General features: G+C 59.6%; 22 protein-coding genes. All 22 read right to left on the bottom strand.

The genetic code is table 11. The features are described from left to right. Positions 1-21: 21 nt before the first annotated feature. The 22 genes from fliY to ACE4YL_RS01545 all read right to left on the bottom strand — a co-directional run bounded on the left by fliY (position 22) and on the right by ACE4YL_RS01545 (position 18,997). The gene (gene fliY / locus ACE4YL_RS01650; protein ID WP_461358511.1) at positions 22-1,089 is read right to left on the bottom strand and encodes a flagellar motor switch phosphatase FliY; all 1,068 of its coding nucleotides are present in this window, start codon (positions 1,087-1,089) and stop codon (positions 22-24) included. Beyond that, positions 1,082-2,083 (bottom strand): flagellar motor switch protein FliM, encoded by a 1,002-nt coding sequence (gene fliM / locus ACE4YL_RS01645; RefSeq protein WP_461358512.1) that lies wholly within the window; start codon positions 2,081-2,083, stop codon positions 1,082-1,084. Before fliM ends, fliY begins: the two co-directional genes overlap by 8 nt. A gap of 66 nt (positions 2,084-2,149) precedes the next feature. Further along, positions 2,150-2,638, bottom strand: coding sequence for a chemotaxis protein CheW (locus ACE4YL_RS01640; protein WP_461359885.1), 489 nt, complete (start codon positions 2,636-2,638; stop codon positions 2,150-2,152). A 158-nt stretch (positions 2,639-2,796) separates the two neighbouring features. After that, a complete protein-coding gene (locus tag ACE4YL_RS01635; protein ID WP_461358514.1) occupies positions 2,797-3,147 on the bottom strand; it encodes a SpoVA/SpoVAEb family sporulation membrane protein in 351 nt (116 codons plus the stop codon). Between the two features lie 11 nt (positions 3,148-3,158). After that, positions 3,159-4,163, bottom strand: coding sequence for a stage V sporulation protein AD (gene spoVAD / locus ACE4YL_RS01630; protein WP_461358515.1), 1,005 nt, complete (start codon positions 4,161-4,163; stop codon positions 3,159-3,161). A gap of 11 nt (positions 4,164-4,174) precedes the next feature. Beyond that, on the bottom strand, positions 4,175-4,624 hold the full coding sequence (gene spoVAC, locus ACE4YL_RS01625; protein ID WP_461358516.1) for a stage V sporulation protein AC: 450 nt from the start codon (positions 4,622-4,624) through the stop codon (positions 4,175-4,177). 89 nt (positions 4,625-4,713) lie between these two features. Then, the gene (locus tag ACE4YL_RS01620; protein WP_461369076.1) at positions 4,714-5,826 is read right to left on the bottom strand and encodes an S-layer homology domain-containing protein; all 1,113 of its coding nucleotides are present in this window, start codon (positions 5,824-5,826) and stop codon (positions 4,714-4,716) included. Between the two features lie 17 nt (positions 5,827-5,843). Beyond that, positions 5,844-7,877 carry a hypothetical protein gene (locus ACE4YL_RS01615; protein ID WP_461369075.1) on the bottom strand — a complete coding sequence of 678 codons (2,034 nt, stop codon included), beginning with the start codon at positions 7,875-7,877 and terminating at the stop codon, positions 5,844-5,846. Between the two features lie 16 nt (positions 7,878-7,893). Then, positions 7,894-8,871 carry a TonB family protein gene (locus ACE4YL_RS01610; RefSeq protein WP_461359881.1) on the bottom strand — a complete coding sequence of 326 codons (978 nt, stop codon included), beginning with the start codon at positions 8,869-8,871 and terminating at the stop codon, positions 7,894-7,896. Between the two features lie 19 nt (positions 8,872-8,890). Next, the gene (locus tag ACE4YL_RS01605) at positions 8,891-9,295 is read right to left on the bottom strand and encodes an ExbD/TolR family protein (RefSeq protein WP_461359606.1); all 405 of its coding nucleotides are present in this window, start codon (positions 9,293-9,295) and stop codon (positions 8,891-8,893) included. Next, positions 9,295-9,876, bottom strand: coding sequence for a MotA/TolQ/ExbB proton channel family protein (locus tag ACE4YL_RS01600; protein ID WP_461359605.1), 582 nt, complete (start codon positions 9,874-9,876; stop codon positions 9,295-9,297). Before ACE4YL_RS01600 ends, ACE4YL_RS01605 begins: the two co-directional genes overlap by 1 nt. Before the next feature lie 189 nt (positions 9,877-10,065). Then, complete coding sequence (locus ACE4YL_RS01595; protein WP_461359604.1) at positions 10,066-10,491, bottom strand: GNAT family N-acetyltransferase; 426 nt, start codon at positions 10,489-10,491, stop codon at positions 10,066-10,068. A gap of 129 nt (positions 10,492-10,620) precedes the next feature. Further along, the gene (locus ACE4YL_RS01590) at positions 10,621-11,433 is read right to left on the bottom strand and encodes a PHP domain-containing protein (RefSeq protein WP_461359603.1); all 813 of its coding nucleotides are present in this window, start codon (positions 11,431-11,433) and stop codon (positions 10,621-10,623) included. A 14-nt stretch (positions 11,434-11,447) separates the two neighbouring features. Next, on the bottom strand, positions 11,448-12,152 hold the full coding sequence (locus ACE4YL_RS01585; protein ID WP_461359602.1) for a SigB/SigF/SigG family RNA polymerase sigma factor: 705 nt from the start codon (positions 12,150-12,152) through the stop codon (positions 11,448-11,450). 6 nt (positions 12,153-12,158) lie between these two features. Then, entirely contained in the window at positions 12,159-12,593 is a 435-nt protein-coding gene (spoIIAB, locus tag ACE4YL_RS01580; protein ID WP_461359601.1) for an anti-sigma F factor, read from the bottom strand. Further along, positions 12,593-12,946 (bottom strand): STAS domain-containing protein, encoded by a 354-nt coding sequence (locus ACE4YL_RS01575; RefSeq protein ID WP_461359600.1) that lies wholly within the window; start codon positions 12,944-12,946, stop codon positions 12,593-12,595. Before ACE4YL_RS01575 ends, spoIIAB begins: the two co-directional genes overlap by 1 nt. A 91-nt stretch (positions 12,947-13,037) precedes the next feature. Further along, positions 13,038-14,195 carry a D-alanyl-D-alanine carboxypeptidase family protein gene (locus tag ACE4YL_RS01570; protein WP_461359599.1) on the bottom strand — a complete coding sequence of 386 codons (1,158 nt, stop codon included), beginning with the start codon at positions 14,193-14,195 and terminating at the stop codon, positions 13,038-13,040. A gap of 50 nt (positions 14,196-14,245) precedes the next feature. Further along, entirely contained in the window at positions 14,246-15,562 is a 1,317-nt protein-coding gene (locus ACE4YL_RS01565) for a pyrimidine-nucleoside phosphorylase (RefSeq protein ID WP_461359598.1), read from the bottom strand. A 4-nt stretch (positions 15,563-15,566) separates the two neighbouring features. After that, complete coding sequence (locus tag ACE4YL_RS01560; RefSeq protein WP_461359597.1) at positions 15,567-16,748, bottom strand: phosphopentomutase; 1,182 nt, start codon at positions 16,746-16,748, stop codon at positions 15,567-15,569. Continuing rightward, complete coding sequence (gene xerD, locus ACE4YL_RS01555) at positions 16,745-17,650, bottom strand: site-specific tyrosine recombinase XerD (protein ID WP_461359596.1); 906 nt, start codon at positions 17,648-17,650, stop codon at positions 16,745-16,747. The genes ACE4YL_RS01560 and xerD overlap by 4 nt, the downstream gene beginning before the upstream one ends. A 14-nt stretch (positions 17,651-17,664) precedes the next feature. Beyond that, positions 17,665-18,315, bottom strand: a complete 651-nt coding sequence (spoIIM, locus tag ACE4YL_RS01550) for a stage II sporulation protein M (RefSeq protein WP_461359879.1) — start codon at positions 18,313-18,315, stop codon at positions 17,665-17,667. A 61-nt stretch (positions 18,316-18,376) separates the two neighbouring features. Next, on the bottom strand, positions 18,377-18,997 hold the full coding sequence (locus ACE4YL_RS01545) for a histidine phosphatase family protein (RefSeq protein ID WP_461359878.1): 621 nt from the start codon (positions 18,995-18,997) through the stop codon (positions 18,377-18,379). Positions 18,998-19,262: the final 265 nt, after the last annotated feature.

Raw genomic sequence — 19,262 nt, 5'->3', positions numbered from 1 at the left:
CCCCCTTCGCCAACTGGCCAGCTAACGGATGCTGGTTATGCGGTCTTGAGGCGCAGCTATTTCCGTAATCCTCACTCCAAACTGCTCGCCCACCACCACCACTTCACCCCGGGCAATCAAGGTGTCGTTGGCATAGAGATCGATGGGCTCGCCGTGTAGCGACTCCAGTTCCATGATGTGGCCGGGGCCCAGCCGCAAGATATTATCTATGGTCATCTTGGTACGCCCCAAAATGGCCCTAACCTGCACGGGAATGTCCCGGATCAGGTCTATATTGAGATTACCCAGATCATAGCGGACAGGTTCGGGGGCCGGCCGTTCCTCCGGTGCAGCGCTGGTGGCCACCGGCTCCTGCTTTAAGTCTTCCCAGTCCATGGTCGCGGCCGGCTCTTCCCCGCCGGAGGGGGCAGGTTCCGCTTGGGGCAGCAGCGCCCGCACCATCTCCCGGGCAAAGTCGATATCAATAATCTGGAGCATAGTGCTGTCCACCAGGCCTTCTATCTCCACACGAAAAGCCACAACCACTACAGGCTGCTCCTCGGGCAAATCGGGGGCAATGGGATCCTGCGCCAGGTCCCGCCAGGTGGTGGTGGGCGGTGAAATCTCAATCTGCCGCCCAAACAGCTCGCTCATGGAGGTGGCCGCTGAACCCATCATCATGTTCATGGCTTCGGTGACGGCGCTGAGATAGAGCTCGTCCAGCTGTTCCGGGAGGTTTGTCCCATCTCCGCCCATCATCAAGCTGGCAATGATCAGGGCATCCTCCTCCCGGATCACCAGGAGGTTGGCACCCTGCAGCCCCTGCACATAGGCTACATTCACCACGATACAGGGGATGGGGTAAGACTCGGCCACCGCCCGTGCGGTGCTCACATAGACGTTGGGAACGGTGATCCGCACCTTGTGGTTGACCAGGGTGCTGAGTACGGTGGCGGCGGAACCCATGGAGATGTTGCCGATCTCCGCCAGGGTATCCTGTTCCATGACGTCCAGGTAATTGTCGGTTTCCAGCTCGGCAGACTCCTTTTTCTGGGCGTATTCTTGGAGCAGGGCATCCAGTTCCTCTTGGCTCATGAGATCATCATTCATCATCCGGCCCTCCTTCGACTGCGGGCTCCAAGACGGCGGTAATCACCACACCCAGCCGCGCGCCGAGCCTGCCAGGTGTCCCCTTGAATTTCGTCATGGAACCGATTTTCACATCCAGGGTCTCGTGCTTCTTGCGATCCAGCACCACAACATCGCCTGGGGCCAGATCCAGCAGGTCCCCCACGGTGACTGTGGTCCGGCCCAGTTCCACTTCCACCGGCACCACCGCCGAGCGCACCTGTTGTTTGAGGAGCTCGATGCGCTTGGGATCGGGCTGCTGCAGCGATTCAAACATGCGGATGTGGGTTAAGTTCTTCAAGATGGGCTCTAGCGTCCGGTGGGGCAGGCAGATACTGATCATATCGCTGAACTCCTGCAGCTCAAAACGCATGGTGATCAGGGCCACCGCATCGCGGTCGGCAGCCACCTGCAGGAACTGGGGATTGCTTTCCATATAATCCAGTTCAAAGTGGAGTTCCGCCACATCCCGCCAGGCATCGCTGAGCAGTGAGGAGAGGGTGCTGAGCACCTGCCGCTTCAACACCGCGATTTCGATATCCGTCAGACTGCGGGATCGGCGCATGGGGATGCCATCACCGCCGCACAGCCGGTCATGGAGCAGGAAGGCAATGTCCGGTGTAAACTGGACGATGGCGTAGCCCTCCAGGGGACGCACTTGGTAGATGCTCAGAACTGAGGGGTTAGGTAGAGAACGCACGAAATCTCCAAAGAGGATCTGTTCGATGCTTTGTACCCTCAAATCGATTCGGTGGCGGAGCTTAGCCGACATATAACCTGCATAGGTGCGGCAGAACTGTTCGTGAATCCTGTGCAGGGCCCGGATGTGCTCCTTGGAAAACTTGTTCGGTCGGCTGAAGTCGTAGCGGGCCTCGCCCTCTTCCTCCGCGTCCGTGTCCAGTTCGAGCTGCAGGTCTGGCTGGGTGGCAGCTTTAATTAGAAGGTCGATTTCTTCCTGAGTTAGAATGTCCTCCACCTTCCTCACCTCCTGTGGCGCGCCAAAAGATCACTTCTCCCGTTAGTTATCGGCATGGGAAGGCGCTTACTTGAGCTGTTCCTGTGCCTCTTCCACCTCTTGATCCTGCAGGCTCTGCAGTTGGATTTTTTCATCTGTGCTCAGGATCTTGTCCACATCCAGGAGGATCAAAAGCCGGTCATCCACTTTACCCACTCCGGCCAGGTAATCGGCCCGCAGTCCCGCGATATTGCTCGGCGGCGGTTCGATGGCCTCTTCTGGCAGGCGCAGGGTCTCGGTGACCGCATCCACGATGAAACCAACCAGACCATTATTGATCTCCAGCATAATGATGCGCGTATCTTGGGTCTCTTCCTGGGGTTCCAGCCCAAAACGCTTGCGCAGGCAGATTACGGGAATAACTTCGCCCCTCAGGTTGGTGACTCCCTCAATGTAATCCGCCACATGGGGCAGCCTGGTGATATGCCGAGGTTTGACGATCTCGCGCACATCGGTAATTTCCACACCAAACTCCTCGTTGTGCAGGCGAAACACCACTAATTGTCTCTCTTCCATGGGGATCCCCCTTCCGCCGAATCCTTAGTGGTAAGATAAGAAACGGTTCTACATCACCTAAAAGTTTCCTCTCTTCTTCAGATAAAGTTCTACTCTGCCTCTGGTTTTCCTCCCCCAAGGAAGGGCAATAAACAACCCCCAGGCCCAGTTCCCGGGGGTTATCGATGTGGTTTGCTGATTAGGGCCAAGAGGCTGCTGAACACCACCGCGGCCGCAAGCCCCAGGCCCGTGATCTCGAAGGCTCCCGTAAACAGCCCCTCCCAGCCCAAGCGCTTCACCTCGGAGATCATTCCGGTGGTGATTGAGCTGCCAAAGCCCATGACCGGGACCAGGGCCCCCGCACCGGCGAACTCCTGAAAAGGTTCGTACAGCCCCAGGCCGTTCAGTACCGCACCTAGGATGACCAGCCCCACCAAGACATGGGCAGAACTGCATTTGACCGTATCAAAGATGAGCTGGGCGATGGCGCAGATGGTGCCGCCCACCAGAAAGGCAATGAGATACTGCATTTTTCTCCTCCCTACTGCTCCAAAGCGATGGCATGGGCGATGCAGGGGATGGACTCGCCCTGCAGCACTGTTAAGGCACTGAGCAGCGCCCCTGTGGCCACGATCAAGGCCCGCCGGGCCTTGGCTGAGTTCAAGCGGTTGAGCACGTAACCCAGGGTCATGACAGCAACGCAGGCAGCGCCGCTGCCCCCGGCTCCCACCGGCTGCCAATCACCGAAGATCTGGCTGCCTCCATCCTGCAGCCTCTCCAAGCCCTCAAATCCCTCCCTTTCCAACAGCAGCCGCAGCATCTTGCGGCCCTGTTTGCCCAAATCTCCCGTGAGCACCAGATCGTAGTCCTGGAGGCTGCGGCCTGTGTCCGCCAGATGCGCCTTAATGGTATGGAAGGCAGCCGGTGCCATGGCACTACCCATATCATGGGGATCTTTGAGCCCCATGTCCACTACTTGCCCGAAGGTGGCATGGGTGATGCGGGGTCCCCGGTCGGCAAAGCTCAAAATTGCTGCTGCGGCACCGGTAACCGTGACATGGTTGGTCTGCAGGTGCTGCACGTTGAGTTCGATGGGATAGCGGAACTGCCGCTCCGCCGTCTGGTAGTGGCTGGCCGTGCCGATGAGCACCTGCTGGGCAAAATCCCCCTCCAGCAAAACCGCCCCTAGACCCAGGGCTTGCGCGAAGGTGGAGCAGGCTCCGTAGATGCCGAGAAAGGGTACGGGATAGGTGCTCGCCGCCAGGCAGGAGGTGGTGATCTGGTTGAGCAGATCGCCCGCGATGAGGAACTGTACATCTTCGATCGCGGTGTCGTGCTGCTCTAAAGTCTTGGTGATGGCCAGCTCCAGCATGAGGCGTTCCGTCTTTTCCGCCGTTTTCTGGCCCAAAGTGTCGTCGGGGAGGATTTCATCGAAGTCGAGGGCGTGGGGGCCCTTCCCTTCCCTGGGCCCCACCAGTGTGTAGCTGCTGGTGATGCGGGGGGCCCGGCTGAAGGTGAGGGTTCTTTGGCCGATGCGTTTGCTCAAGGCGATCCCCCTCAAAACAGCCCCAAGACCAGCGATTTGATCAAGGCGACGATAAAGCCGGAGAGGATGCCGTAGACGATGACCGGTCCAGCGATGACAAACATCTTGGCCCCCATGCCCAAAAGGAACCCTTCCCTCCGGAAGTCAATGGCGGCGGAAGTTACAGTATTGGCAAACCCCGTGATGGGCACAGCCACCCCTGCCCCGGCCTTTTCGGCGATTTCGTCGTACACTCCCAAGGCGGTGAGAATGGTGCCCAAGAGGATCATGGCTGCCAGAGTCACGGCCGCGGCTTCGTTTTTGGTCCGTTCAAAGCTCTGGGCAATGGTGAGCACCACTTGGCCGAGGGCGCAGATCAGCCCACCAACAAAAAACGCCCACAGCATGTTCTTCACAATGGGACGGGGCGGTAGATTCTCCTGGACCAGCTGCTGATATTCTTTGGGCTGCAACAGCGTCACTCCTTTCCTGCGCGTTAGTAGTATGCTGCCTGCAGCCCAAATTATGCAAAAAGCGGGGCCCCTAGGGACCCCGCCGCCGAAAGCAAGCCTTAGTTGCCGCCGGGACTCATGAAGAAACCGATCACCGCACCAATGGCGCCCACCGCAATACCCACGATGGCCAGGGTTTTGGCGGACTTGAGCTCCTTGTCCGCGGTTTCTTTATAGGCCGTGAATTCCTCTTCCAAGGCCTTGATCTGCCGCTCCAGCCGCTGTTCCCGGATGAGGGCGGCGTTGAGCTGCGCGTTCACATCGGAACCCAACTCCTGCTTGATATCCTCCAGCATGGAGCGGTCCTCCCGCAGGACCACGATTTCCGCCTTGGCTTCCTCCAGCTGGCTGGCGAGCTCATCCCGGCGCTGCCGTTCACCGTGGAGCATCACAGCCAGGTTCTGGATATCCTTTTCCAGCTGCTGGTTGTTCTGGAGCAGCTGGTCCATCTGCGCGCTGATCTGCGCATCGGAGCTCTGCAGGGCGGCGAAGACCGCATCCTTTTCCCCGACCCAGTTCTGCAGCTGGGCGATCTCATCGCCCTGGGAGATGATCTCCTTTTCCAGGACGATCACGGCGTTGAGCAGTTCCGAGATGCGCCGCTCGTGCTCGTCCAGGTTCAGGGACAAGTCGCCCAAATCGCCTCTCTGCTGGGCCATGCGCTGATCCAGCAGATCCTCCAAGCTCTGCAGTGCGCTGTGGTAGGCCGCAAGTTCCCGGCGGATGGCTTCCACCTGCTCTTCCATGGCCACCTGCGCGGCCACCACACGGCTGACCCGTTCTTCTGCAACCAGGGCGTTTTCTTCGACGCGCTTCACGCTATCCCGCAGGCCCTGCTGGTCTGCGTACCAGGTGGCCAGATCCTCTTCAAACCTGGTGCGCAGATCGCCGATGGCCGCCAGATCCCCCGTTGTACCCCTGACCCTGGTCACCTCAATGTCTTCCAGAAGCCTGGCGATGACACTGGCTAGACTGTAGCGGTCAACGGCCCGGGTTCCCTGGAAAGTTCCATCCTCAAACACGGTTAGGTAACCCTTGGACACAACGGTGTTCACCGCGTGATAGGCCCAATGGTCAACGGGAACATCTTTGATCGTGGTTTCCGCAAAGGCGGGGACTGCCAGGCTGAAAACCACGGCCAGAACCAGTCCATAGAGAACTTTCCTTTTCATGCAAGTGAGCCTCCTCGCTATCTTGGTTGAATCAAAACATCTCTATGTTCCACTTCAAAATACGATGGATCAAGGATGGCTTCCGGGATGATCACCTTCACATCATCGATGCTGACCCGAGCCAGACCGGCCTTTTTCGCCCGGAAGTAGATGGTCAAAAGGGTGCCGTAGGCGTTGTCCAGCTTGCTGGTGCGCTCTGCCTTCAGACCCAGGACTTGGCCGGTGTCGTTGGCAATGAAGGGCATGGTCCAGCGGGTAGTGCCCGGCGTTTCACCGTCGGCCACAAACAGAGTCCCCATGGAGATATCCAGGGTTTTGCCCACGATCTCCAGGCGCTCAGGATCAAAGGACAAATCCAGTTCCACGCCCAGGAAATCCGGGATGTTGGTGGCCCAGATGGGCAGTTTGAAGTACTCGCCTTCCCTCACCAGACCGCCGCCGGCCACCTCCGGCTCACCCACCCAGACCTTGGGTTTGAGCAGGGGGATGATGATGGACATGGTACGCACCGTCTGCTCGCCCCGTGGTGAGGTGATGCGCAGGGAGTAGCCCAAAGGCCCACCGCCGAAGTAACCGGCCTGGGGCCGCAGCACCCACTTAAAGGAGAGCTCTTCCCCGGCCTCAATGGTCCCCGGGAAGCGTTTGGCGCTTTGTCCCGGCAGAAGCTCCAGCATGGGGTGGAGCAGCTCGAAGGTGCCGCCGTAATAGGCGGATCCTCCTTCGTTGCGCAGGAAAACGGTCACGTCGAAGGTGGCTGGGTCAAAGCGTTCGTCTTTCACCCCCAGTGCCGGAGGTGCGCTCACCAAGACCTGCAGCCGGGCCGGGCTGAGCACCTCGATGGTACGGGTTGCCCTGTTGGTTTCACTGTTGGTGGAAGTCACCACCACTTCGTAGGTGTAGACCCCTTCCGCGTTGCTCAGGGCCCGCACCTGCCAGCCGGTCTGCGCGGTCTCGCCCACCGGCAGATCGCCCAAGGCCACCTTGGCCGGGCTGCCCACCAGCTCCAGCTCCCTGGGGAGTCTCAGTTCGGCCACCACATCCAGGGCATCGGCTTCGCCATCATTTTCCACGTAAGCGATGATGGAGAAGGTCTGGAATCCTTCCGTATCGGCAGGTACCTGGGCCGGCGAGGTTACACCCACGATCAGGTCGCCCGCGGCGATGGTTACGCCGCCCAAACCGTAATATGTAACGTAGCTGCGGGATTCACCCGGCGCCAGCACCACTGGGTCCCAGAACAGGGCTATGGCGCTGTCCAGCTCCCATTCCCCGATGCGGGTGTAATCCCGCCCCGGGATAAAATCAAAGTTCCAGGGGGCATCGGCAACACTGCCCCAGTTGGTGAAATAGACACGATCGGGAGGGGTAATCCCCGGCTTCCTCAAGGTTCCCTGGGCCATCACCCTGGGATCAGAGAGGGAGTCAAAGGCCTGCCAGAATTCGGGCATGTTCTGGGAATAATAGACGGTATCCGTGGTCAGGGCCCGATCCTCCACCCGGAAAGGCGCCCCGTCGTTGGTCCCCAGCATGGTGTCCAGCATGAGCCGGAGTCCCACCATGTGGGCTTCCGTATCCGTGTTTTCCACGTGGTACTCGATCTGGGCCGTATCCATCAGGCCGGTGGTGCTGCTCCGGGTGATGCTGAGCACCTGCCAGACCTGGATGGGCCCCAGTTTCCAGCTGCTCTCGATCTTACCATCCACAATGGTGGGGGGCTGTACCATCTCGCCGTACAAGCCGTCGAAACCCGCCCGGCGATCCGTGGGGTTTCCGTAAATCCAGTTTTGGTTATCCACCTTCACCGTGGTATAGGACGTCCAGGGGTCGTCACCGCCGTAGATCAGCGCTTTGTGATCATCGTTGTCGCGACCGGGGTCGCCCCCCGTCGTACCCACGGAAAACCGGCCGCCGTTGAGCTCCCCGCCATTGACCACGATCCGGATGTACTCATTGCCTATCTCCACGATCTCTTGGGCCGAGGAGGCTGCGGCCACCAGCATCACAAGCGCGAGGGTTAGCAGCCCCAAGACAATCACTGGTTTTTTTGGCATCTGCTCTATCCTCCCGTTAAGGCACGTTCAGCCAGCGGACCTCTCCGTATTCCACACTGGAGACGAAACGGTTGTCCTCTTTGCTGAAAACAACGGCAACTTCCCAGCTGTAGTCATAGGGCTGGCTGGGAAACGTCCACATGTCCTGCACATATTTCAAGGCCTGGGTGTCCAGGCGGCTGTCGCCTGAGGACCTCTCCAGGATCACGTTGAGAAGCTGTCCGTCGGCTGACACTTCAATAACCAGGAACACCACACCTTCCACGCCATCGTGTTCGGCGTTCTTGGGATAGGTGGGAATTCCTCCCCCATGCAGGCCCCGGCCGCTGGCCGGCGGCGGTGGCGGAGGTGGAGCGGTCTGCGCCGTTCCCGTGCCGGACCGGGCCTGGCCCGGCTCATCATCGGAACCGCCTGTACCCGTTCCTGAGCCGCTCACGTTTTGGGAAGCGGGTCGCTCTTCGGGTTCAGGGCGCGGCTCAACCGGCGGTTCGATCTCCTCTCTGGCCAGGGGTTCCGCCGTCACTTCAGGTCCCTGTTCACTGCTGATGAGCTCGCCTGCCCCCTCTTCCATCACGGCCTCCCTGGGAGGCTCGGGGCTGGGCAGCTCCTCTTGGGGAGCTGTGGGCTCGGGGTCGGGAGTGTACTCTGGCTCCGGCTGATCGGGGCTGGCCCGCTCCACTAGCGGTTCCTCCACTGCGGGTGCCTGGGGCTGGGCAACGGCCTCTTCCTGCGCAGGCTGATCAGGCAGAGGCCGGGGATCTGTGACCCTGGGTACCGTTCCCTGGGAGAGGGGATCGGTAACCGGCGATGGTCGGGGGTTTGTGGACCGTTCCACATGCATGATCTGGATTACGCCCCCTCCCGCCATACCGGGCACATCCACTTCCAGACGGGAAGCCAGGTCGGGTAAGGTAAAGAACAGGATGGCATGGAGAACTACGGAAATCAACAAAAACCTGTTCAGCCGCGGTTCATCACCATACAGGTTGTGCACATACCTCTCTCCTTTCTCCCTACCTGTCCTGCTCAACTGCCAGGCCCAACCGGTAGCCGCCTACGCTGCGTACCTGGTCCAGAGCATTCACTACGTATTCGTAGCGCACCTCCTTGTCGGCCTTCACAATCACGAACATATCGGGATTGACCCGCAGCCTTTCAGCCAGCACTTGCTGGAGCTGGGCATTGGAAACCCTGCTTCCAGAAACGTACATGTTCCCTGACTTGTCCACAGCTATTTCAAACCTGGCGGCGGCTTGGGGATTGCCCGTTACCGCCCTGGGCAGTTCCACGTTCAGGCCTAAGGGTGCAGTTCTCACCGTGAAAAACACCATAAAAAAGACCAACAGGAAAAAGACAACGTCAATCATGGGAGTGATGTCGGGCCCGCGATGCCGCCCTCGCGTGCGTTGGAAGTTCATTAAAACTCACTCCTCGCCTCGAGAAGATTGAGCAGTTCGGTGGATTTTTTATTCATGTCGGCGATGTTCTTGTCGATGATGGTGTTGAGGTAAGCGTTGAGGGCCATGGTGGGCACGGCAATGGCCAGACCGGTTGCCGTGGTAATCAATGCCTCAGCGATTCCCGCACTCAGCTCCGCCGCCTGTCCAATGCCTTCCAAGGCTGCGATCACGTTGAAGCTTTGGATAATCCCGGTTACGGTACCCAAAATCCCCAAGAGGGGTGCGATGGAGATGATCAGCTCCAAAACGACCATACGCCTTTCCATTTTGTATACCTCATCCCGGCCAACTGCTTCCATGCTCTCTTTGATCTCGGCGCGGTCTTGATCATAGTGGGCTATACCTGCTGCCAAAACGGCGGCCACAGGTCCCCGGGCCTTTTTGGCGATCTGCATGGCTTCCAGCACCTTACCTTGGCCTAGGGACAGCTTGATGTCTTCCATCAGATCATCGGTATCCACCCGTGAACGCAGTAAGTACCACAGTCGTTCCAGGCCGACTGCTACCGCGAAGATGGAGCAGAACAGTAAGGGAATCATTACTGGACCACCGAGTGCGAATATTTTGAGCATTAATACCCCTCCGTTTGCGTGCTAAAGAAATACATGTTCTTGTTTTCGACACAGGCGAAGATAATCCTTTGCTCCATTCCAGTTTCCGTGTATAAGATTCGTGCCGCGCCAGGCGTTCTGGGGGATGAACGAAGAAAGAACCGCAGTGGTGCGGTTCTAAACAGCCCGGGCGGGCTTCTCTTTGCTGAAGTGCTGCCTGGAGACGGCCATGAGCAGGACTTCTTCTTTTCTCTCTCCCCCAAAGGAGCGCTTGAGTTTACCTTCCTTTTTGAAGCCGGCCTTTTCGTAGCAGCGGACAGCGGCTGTGTTGGTGGCGTGGACCCGGAGGTAAACCCGGCGAAGGTTCATGGTCCCGAAGGCATGCTCCAGAAGCGTTGTGACCGCATCGCTGCCAAAACCCCGCCGCCGCTTGGCCGGATCGAAGATGTGAATCTTCAGCTCCGCTTCGCCGCTGCGCCAGGCGATGTGATCCAGCTCCACCTCGCCGATCACTTCGCCCTTAACCAGGATCTGATAGTGCATGCGGCAGCGGCCCGGCGTTTGCAGCTGCAGCGCGATCTTTTCCCCCGTTAACTGCGACATTCCCCCAACTCCCTCAACTTGCAAATTAGCTCAGCGACTTCCCGTTCAGCTCAGGGAGATTCTACTCAAGCTAATTCGAGCCGCAGGGGGAATGCCCTGCAGGGAATAACAGGCAGGGTCCCCGCGCCTTTAGCGCCGGGCGGCCAGATCCTCCAGCCATTGGGCGGGGATGGTATAGCTGCCCAGGTAGATTTGATCCTTTCCACCGGGCCCGTGGCAGTCGGAGCCGCCGCTGGGTAGGAGGCCAAAGCGGCGCGCCAGCTCCAGGTAGTGGGCGGTTTGGGCCTGATCATGGCTGGGGTGGATCACTTCTAAGCCCACCAAGTCCGCTTCCACCAAAAGGGGCAGGACATCCAGGTTGGGCAGAAGGCCCGGATGGGCTAAAACCGGCACGCCGCCGGCTTGGATGATCAGCTCCACCGCCCGAGCCGGCTCGATTTTGTAGCGCGGCACATAGGCGGGGCACCCTTCCCCAATCCAGTGCTGGAAGGCTTCTGCTTTCGTTTCGACTACGCCCTTTTCCAGCAGTACAGAGGCGATGTGGCTGCGGCTCACCACCTCTTCCCTCGCGTATTGAAGCACATCATCAAGGCTGATGGGAACACCTAAGCCCCGCAGCAGCGCCAGGATCTTCTCGGTGCGCTCGATGCGCGATCTTCTGAGGATATCCAGCTGCTCCTGGAGGGCTGCATTGGCGGGGTCGATCCAGAGACCCAAAATGTGTACATCGGCCCCATCGGGCGCCGCGGCGTTGATCTCGATGCCCGGAATCACCTCCAGGCCTGGGGGCGCCTGGCTTTGCGCGGCCTCAATACCCGCGGTGGTATCGTGATCTGTGATGGCGATGGTTGTCAGGCCTCGCTCAACCGCTTGGCGCACCAGTTCCTGGGGTGTCCAAGTGCCATCAGATTCAGTTGTGTGGGTATGCAGATCTACAGACAAACTAACCCTCTTTTCTACAAATCGTGACGCAGTTGGCGGATAATGCGAGCTTCCATGCGCGAAATCTGCGCTTGGGATGTGCCAAACTCTTCAGCCACCTGGCTCTGGCTTTTTTCCGCGAAATAGCGGAGGAGGATCAAACGCCGCTCCTCCGGTTCCAGCTTCTCCAAAGCTTGGCGCAGCAGGAAGTGTTCCTGGCTGTCGGAAACGGCCACCACATCTTCCAGGGCCGGGGCATCATCGTCGCCGCTGCCTAAGGTGCTCTGGAGGGAGTAGACCGGCGCCACTGCCTCCAGGGCACAGACCACTTCTTCCGGCGCGGTGTTCAGCTGCTCGGCGATCTCGGAGATGGTGGGGCTGCGCCCCAGGGACTGCTCCAGGGCTTCCTGGGCCCGCAGGGCTTCGCTGGCCAGCTTCCTCAAGGAACGGGAAATCTTCAGCGGTGAGGAGCTGCGCAGATGCTGCCTGATTTCCCCCATGATTTTGGGGACGGCAAAGGTGGAAAACTGCACATCGAAGCTGAAATCGAAATCCTCAATGGCCTTGAGCAGGCCCAGGGCACCAATCTGCACCAGATCTTCCCACTCCACCCCGCGGTCGGCAAAACGCCTGGCGATATTGTGCACCAAGGGCAGGTTCGCCTCAACCAGTTCACCCCGGGCCTCCACATCTCCCTGCTGAGCTTGGGCAATCAGACGCCTAGTTTGTTCCATATCCATGGTGGATTATCCTTCCGATCGGGGCGGCACTTCTTTGATCAAGATCACCTTGGTCCCTTTCTGTACTTCGGAAACCACCAGCACTTCGTCCATGTATTCATGCATAAAGGTGAAGCCCAGGCCCATCCGCTCCTCGGGAATGGTGGTGTAGCCTGTTTCCTGCGCCTGCTTGACATCGGCAATGCCCTGGCCGTAATCCTCCACCACAATGGTCAGCTTCTGATCCTGGTAGGAAGCCTCTATCCGGACGATGCCTTCGCCCAGCTGGTAGCCGTGGATGATGGAATTGGAAACAGCTTCGGAAACGGCCACCTTAATGTCCTCCAGCTCATCCAGCGTCCAGTCTAGCTGGCTGGCAAACAGCGCCACGGCCGTGCGGGCAAAGGCCACGTTGCGCGTGTCGCTGGGAATCTCGAACTTGACCCAATTGGTGCCTGCCATTAGAGTTGTCCCCCTTCGACCCGTTTTAGCACATCGGCAGTGGAATCGGCGAATTCAGAGATCTTTTGAAAGCCTGACATCTGCAAAACCCGCTTGATGTGGGGATTGGCTTGTACAAAAAAAAGCCGGCCTCCCCTTTCCTCCACATCGCGATAGCGGCCGAGAATCACTCCCAATCCTGAACTGTCGATGAACTGCAGGTCTTGAACATCCATGATTAAGTATTTGATCTGGGGATGGGTGGTGAAGAACTTGGCAAGCTGTTCTTTGAAGTGCGGTGAAGTATGCAGGTCCAGTTCGCCCCCGAGCCTCGCGATGAGTGCTTGTCCCACCGTTTCAAAGCTGTACTGCACAGGCTTCCCTCCCAATTACCATGCTAAAGACTTTTTCGAGGCGCGGCCTGGTTTACCTGCAAAGAAAAGGAAAAAAAGCCCATTTTCAGGCTCAGAAGATGGCCTGGGCCAGGGCTTGGGCCAGGCGGTAGACCAGTCCCGGGAAGGAAAGCCTCTCCACAGGCTGGCCCACGGTGAGGGGGCTGCTGCCCAAAACCTCATCTTGGTACATGACGGTGATGGTGCCAACCGTCTGGCCCTGGGGGATAGGCGGGCGCAGTTCCGTATCTAGCTTGACCACGGTGACGAAGTCAACCTCTTTGCCCCGCTCCACCGTAATGTAAAAATCATGGGGCAGGACCACATCCACCGTTTTGGGCTTGCCGGTGGGGCACTCCAGGCTGCCCACCGCCGCTCCCTTGGGGTAAAGCTGCAGGCTCTGGTATTTGCGGAACCCGTAGTCCAAAAGGGCCCGGGCCGCGCTTTCCCTCTCTTCTTCCGTTTTGTGCCCCAAGGTGACCGCGATCAGGCGCAGCCCATCCCGCTTGGCGGTGGCCACCATACAGTAGCCCGCTTCCGTGGTAAAGCCCGTTTTCATGCCATCCACGCCGTAATAGCGCCTCAGCAGCTTGTTGGCGTTCCAGAGCACGGGGATCTTGGTGCTGTCCGCCCGCATGGTGTACTCATAGGTGGAGACATAGTCCATGAGCAGGGGCACCTGCAGCGCGTGCCGCGCGAGCAAGGCGGCATCCCGCGCGCTCATCAGGTTCGGGGGCTTCCCCTCTTCCGGCAGGCCGGTGCAGTTCACAAAGGTGCTGGCGGTAAGTCCCAGCTCCTTGGCCCTTTGGTTCATCAGTTCCACAAACTGCTCTTCACTGCCGGCCATGTATTCGGCCACCGCCACCGCGGCATCGTTGGCGGAACCCACGGCAATGGCATACACAAGCTCACCTAAGGGCAGCTGCTCCCCCGCCTCCAGCCAGATGCGGGATCCCCGTTTGCTGGCCGCGAAGGGGCTGGCGGTGACCAGATCCGTAAGGGCTAGCTCGCCGCGGTCCACCGCTTCTAAAATCAGGACCAAGGTCATCAGCTTGGAGATGCTGGCTACCGGCAGGGGCTCTTGGCTGTCCTTTTCCAGAAAAACCCGTCCGCTGTAGGGGTCCATCAGGTAGGCGGCCCTGCCCGTGGGCTCCAGGGCGGCGGCCGGCCCCGTGCACACCGCTAAACAGAGCAGGGCAGCTAGACACCTGGCCATCCAGTCTGTGCGCACCGCTAAAGCCCCCCTTCCCCACTACAATAAATATGGGGCCCAGGGCCCCATTATACGTCTTCTGCGGTGATTTTCCGGTAAACCAGGGGTCTAGCTGGCGGCTTCTCTCCGCCCAGGGCAAAGGCTGCCAGGGCTTCCTGAAAAGCGGCCTCCAGGCGGCCTTGGTCGTTGGCATAGATCTCGGCCAAGTCCGCTCCCGCTTCCACGTAGTCGCCGCTGCGGACCTTGAGTTCGATTCCCACCGCCAGATCGATGGTGGAATCCTTGGTTTCCCGGCCGGCCCCCAGGTGCATGGCGGCCAAGCCTAGGGCCAGGGGATCGATCCCTTGGATGTAGCCGGCCCGGGGTGCCTTGAGGCTGGCCCGGTGGCGGGCTTGGGGGAGCAGGCTCAAATCTTCCGCGACCCGGGCATCGCCGCCCTGGGCTGCCACCCATTCCTTGAACTTCTCCAAGGCTGCGCCGCTGAACAGGCTCTCTTCCAGCTTGGCCCTGGCCTCGCCGGCCTGGGCTGCGGCCCCAGCCAGGAGGAGCATTTCGGTGCCCAGCTGCAGGCAGAGCTCGGTGAGGTGCGCGGGGCCCTGCCCCTGGAGGGTCAGGATGGCTTCCTTCACCTCCAGGGCATTGCCGATGCAGCGCCCCAGGGGCTCGTTCATGTCCGTAACCAAGGCCACTGTGGCTTTACCTGCCAAGGTGCCGATCTGCACCATGGCCTTGGCCATCGCCACGGCCTGCTCCTCCTCCTTCATGAAGGCGCCGCTGCCCACCTTAACGTCCAAGACAAAGCCATCGGCACCGGCTGCAATCTTCTTGCTCATGATGGAAGAAGCGATCAGGGGGATGGACTCGATGGTGGCGGTCACATCCCGCAGGGCGTAGAGCAGCTTATCGGCGGGGGCCAGCTCGCCGGTTTGGCCCACCACACCCACGCCGATCCTGTTCACCTGGTCGATGAACTCCTGGGGACTGAGGGCCGTACGGTAACCGGGGATGCTCTCCAGTTTGTCCACGGTCCCCCCGGTGTGGCCCAGACCGCGGCCGGACATCTTGGCCACCGGCACCCCGGCGCTGGCCACCAAGGGAGCCAGAACCAAAGTGGTGGTGTCGGCCACTCCCCCTGTGGAATGCTTATCCACCTTCACCCCCCGGATTCCGCTGAGATCCAGGGTATCCCCGGAACCGGCCATGATCAGGGTCAGGTCCGTGATTTCCTCCGGCTCCATGCCCTGGAAGTACACGGCCATGGCCCAGGCAGCCATCTGGTAGTCGGGGATCTCGCCGCGCACATAGCCTTGGATGAGGAACTCCAGCTCCTCCCTGCTCAGCCTTCCGCCATCACGCTTTTTCTGGATCAGCTCCACAGTGCGCACAGGCTCAACTCCTCTCCTTGGGCAGAATCTCCCGCAGGAAGCTCACTCCCACGGTCTCATAGGGGATGCCGAAATAGTCGGCTGCCGTTTTGGCCACATCGGCAAAGGTGCTGCGCACACCCAGGTTCACCGGCTCCACCCCCTGGCCCACCACCAGCAGGGGCACATACTCCCGGGAGTGATCTGTGCTGATTGTGGTCGGATCGCAGCCGTGGTCCGCCAGGATAAACAGGAGATCGCCCTCCTGCAGGGCGCCCTTGATCTCCGGCAGCCGGGCATCAAACTCCTCCAGGCCCTGGGCATAGGCTTCCACGTTATTGCGGTGGCCCCAGAGCATGTCGAAATCCACCAGGTTCACAAAGATCAGGCAGTCCTCCTGTTTGGCCGCGAGGAGTTCCACTAAGCGGTCCATCCCCTGCTGATTGCTTTTGCTGGGAACCGCTTCAGTGATGCCCTGGCCCGCGAAGATATCGGAGATCTTCCCCACACCGTAGACAGGGATGCCGCTGTTGGTCAAAGCATCCAAGATCGTGGGCCCGAAGGGAGCCACGCTGAAATCCTGCCTGTTGGCGGTGCGCTGAAAGGCGCCGGGCCGGCCCACAAAGGGCCTGGCGATCACCCGGGCCACGGCGTGGGGGCCGGTGAGCAGCTCCCTGGCTATGCGGCACCACCCGTAGAGCTGTTCCAGGGGTACCACCTCTTCATGGGCGGCAATTTGAAACACGCTGTCCGCGGAAGTATAGACAATGGGAAAGCCCGTTTTCAGATGCTCTTCCCCCAGTTCGTCAATGATCACGGTCCCGGAGGCGGGGTAGTTGCCTAAGGTTTTCCGGCCGATGCGCCGTTCAAACTCGGCCATGAGCTCCGGAGGAAAACCGTCGGGATAGGTGGGAAACGGCGCCTTTAGGATCAGACCCGCGATTTCCCAGTGCCCCGTGGTGGTGTCCTTACCCTTGGAGAGCTCCGCCATTTTGCCCCAGGCCGCCTGGGGCTGGTCTGTGGGGGGTACCCCCTTAACTGGGATGATGTTGCCCAGGCCGAGTTTCTGGGCATGGGGCATGTTCAAGCCTCCCACCGCTTCTGCCACATTGCCCAGGGTGTTGCTGCCTTCATCGCCGTAAAGATGGGCGTCGGGAAGCTCCCCCACGCCTACACTGTCTAGAACCAAAAGCACTAGTCTTTTCACTTTTCTTCCCCTTTCCAAGCTCTAGGATGCGCTTGTTTATAAACCTCCCTCAGATGCCCTTTATCCAGATGGGTATAAATCTGCGTGGTGGCCAGGTCGGCATGCCCCAGCATCTCCTGGACCGAGCGCAGGTCGGCGCCGCGCCTTAAAAGGTGGGTGGCGAAGGAATGCCTGAGCATGTGCGGGGTGATGTTCTTTGTGATCCCCGCTTCTTTCGCCCTGGCTTTAATAATTTTCCAAAAGCCCTGCCTGGTTAGGCGCCGCCCCCGCTGATTGACAAAGAGCGCCCTTTCCCGGAAGTTTTTGCACAGCCGGGGCCGGGCATGTTTGAGGTACAGGTCTGTGGCCCTGAGGGCATGGGAACCGATGGGCACGATGCGCTCTTTACTCCCCTTACCGATGCAGCGCACAAAGCCCAGTTCATCAATGTCACCCACATCCAAGTCCAAAAGCTCCGAAACCCTCAGTCCCGAGGCGTAGAGCACCTCCAGCATGGCCCGATCCCGGTAGCCTGCGAGCTTGTCCAGTTTAGGCGCTTCCAAAAGGGCGGCAACTTCCTGTTCACTGAGGATCTCCGGCAGCCGGCGCGGCAGCTTGGGGGTGGCAATGTAAAGGCAGGGATTGTCAGCCACCAGGTCTTCTTCCACCAAATAGACGAAGAAGTTCTTGAGGGCCGAAATCTTGCGCGCCCGACTGCGGGGCGCCAGGTTCTGATCCGCCAGGTGCTTGAGGTAGAGCTCCACCTCGGCGGCATCGGTCTTCTCCAGGGAGCGCCCCCGCTGCTGCAGGAACTCCTGGAATTGGCGCAGATCGCTTAAGTAGGCCTGGACACTGTTTTCCGAGAGGCCCTTTTCAACCCGCAGGTAGGCGGAGTATTCCGCTAGGGTTCTAGACCAGTTCACCAGCGGTCCTCCCTTCAAGCCAAAAAGCCCCGCCCCAGCTGAATGAGGAAGGGGGTGAGATAGGTTTCCACCACCGCAGCCGCCAGAAAGAGCAGCCCGCTCACCAGGGCCAGGAAGGTGGAAGTAGCCAGCTGACCGTGGATCCCCTCTTTGGAGCGGCCCACCAGGGTGCGGAAGGCGCTGCCCGCGAAGGACAGAGCCCCTCCCGCCCCCAGAAGCAGGGCGGGAACCATCAAAGCGTTATGGGGCAGGATGCAGGTGGTGGAGAGAACCAGCCCCTTGACCACCGCGTCCTGCACCAGAAAACCAACGGTAAACCCCAAAACGAAGCCCCGCACAAACACAACGGCCAAAATGAGGGGTGCTCCGATCACCGTCAGGCCCAGGAGGAAGATGAGCCCCGCGGTTTTGATCACGTTGTCCCGGAAACTCCCGTAAAAGAGCTGGGCTTTGTCCAGGGTTTCAGCACTGCCCTCGGCTAAAGTGAGATAGACGGCGGAGATATAACTAGACAGATCCTCCTTCTGAACCGGTGAAAGCTTGTGGGTGGCCAGGGCACCGAAGCCCAGGCCGGTAACAAACAAAAGGATGAGTGCCACATAAAGGGGAAGGTGGCGCCAGAAATAGCGCACGATCAATTCCCACAGGGCTCCCGCTAGAAACACTGCCCCCACTCCCTTGGTTCAAAGCATCATCTAACTTTATGCCCGAACCACAGGGAATATGTTAGAGCAGATGGTAAGTACTGTTGATGGTGATCACCCGCCACGGGCAGGGAGAGCCTTTGGGGCTGTGGGCCAGCTCGGAAATGCCCCCGTTGCTCTGACTCAGGCACTGGGAGCGGCTTAAGGGTATCTCCAGCAGAGCAGCTAAAGTGAGGCGCAGGGCAGCCCCGTGGGAGACCACCACGATGGTTTCCCCCGCATGCCGGTCCACCAGTTCTTCCAAACAGCCCCTAAAGCGCCGGACCACATCCGCCGGGTCCTCCCCACCTGGAATGGGGTGGCTGGAGCGATCCTGCAGGCGGCCGTAGTACAGCTCGGGGTAGCGCTCCGCCACTTCCTTGCGGGTCAGGCCCTCCCACACCCCGAAGGACATCTCCCGGAGGCGCTGGTCTAAGGTGGGCGTGAGCTGGTGATGCTCCGCGATCAGCTGGGCAGTTTGCACCGCCCGCCCCAGATCGCTGGTGTAAACCGCAGCAATCGGGCGCTTGCTGAGAAACTGACCCACCCGCCTGGCCTGAAACAGCCCCAAATCCGAGAGGGGGCTGTCCTCCTGACCCTGATAGCGCTGTTCTAGGTTCCAGGCGGTCTCCCCGTGCCTGACGAGAATAACCGTGGTGGCCACTGCTCCGCCTCCTTCAAACCTTCGTGATCCGGCTGGGTTTTCCTCCCTTTGCCGAGGCAGTGTGCCTTTGAGATACAGTATACAGGATTTCCCTGGGCGTGCCTAGCATGCGCAAGAAAAAGAGCGGGGCTGTTGCAGAATGAACGTTGATTAGTTCATCCTGCACGGCCCTTTTTTGTCTAATAACGAGAATACGGGCTCGCGAAGGAGCCCGTACCCTGGTATAATTTAGTTATGCAAACAAAACTATACACCAAAGATTATA

The sequence above is a fragment of the Candidatus Darwinibacter acetoxidans genome (assembly GCF_041936445.1).
Taxonomy (GTDB): Bacteria; Bacillota; Limnochordia; order Darwinibacteriales; family Darwinibacteriaceae; genus DTU010.
The sequence above is the reverse complement of the archived record's forward strand: the minus strand, read 5'-3'. Positions and strand labels throughout refer to the sequence as shown.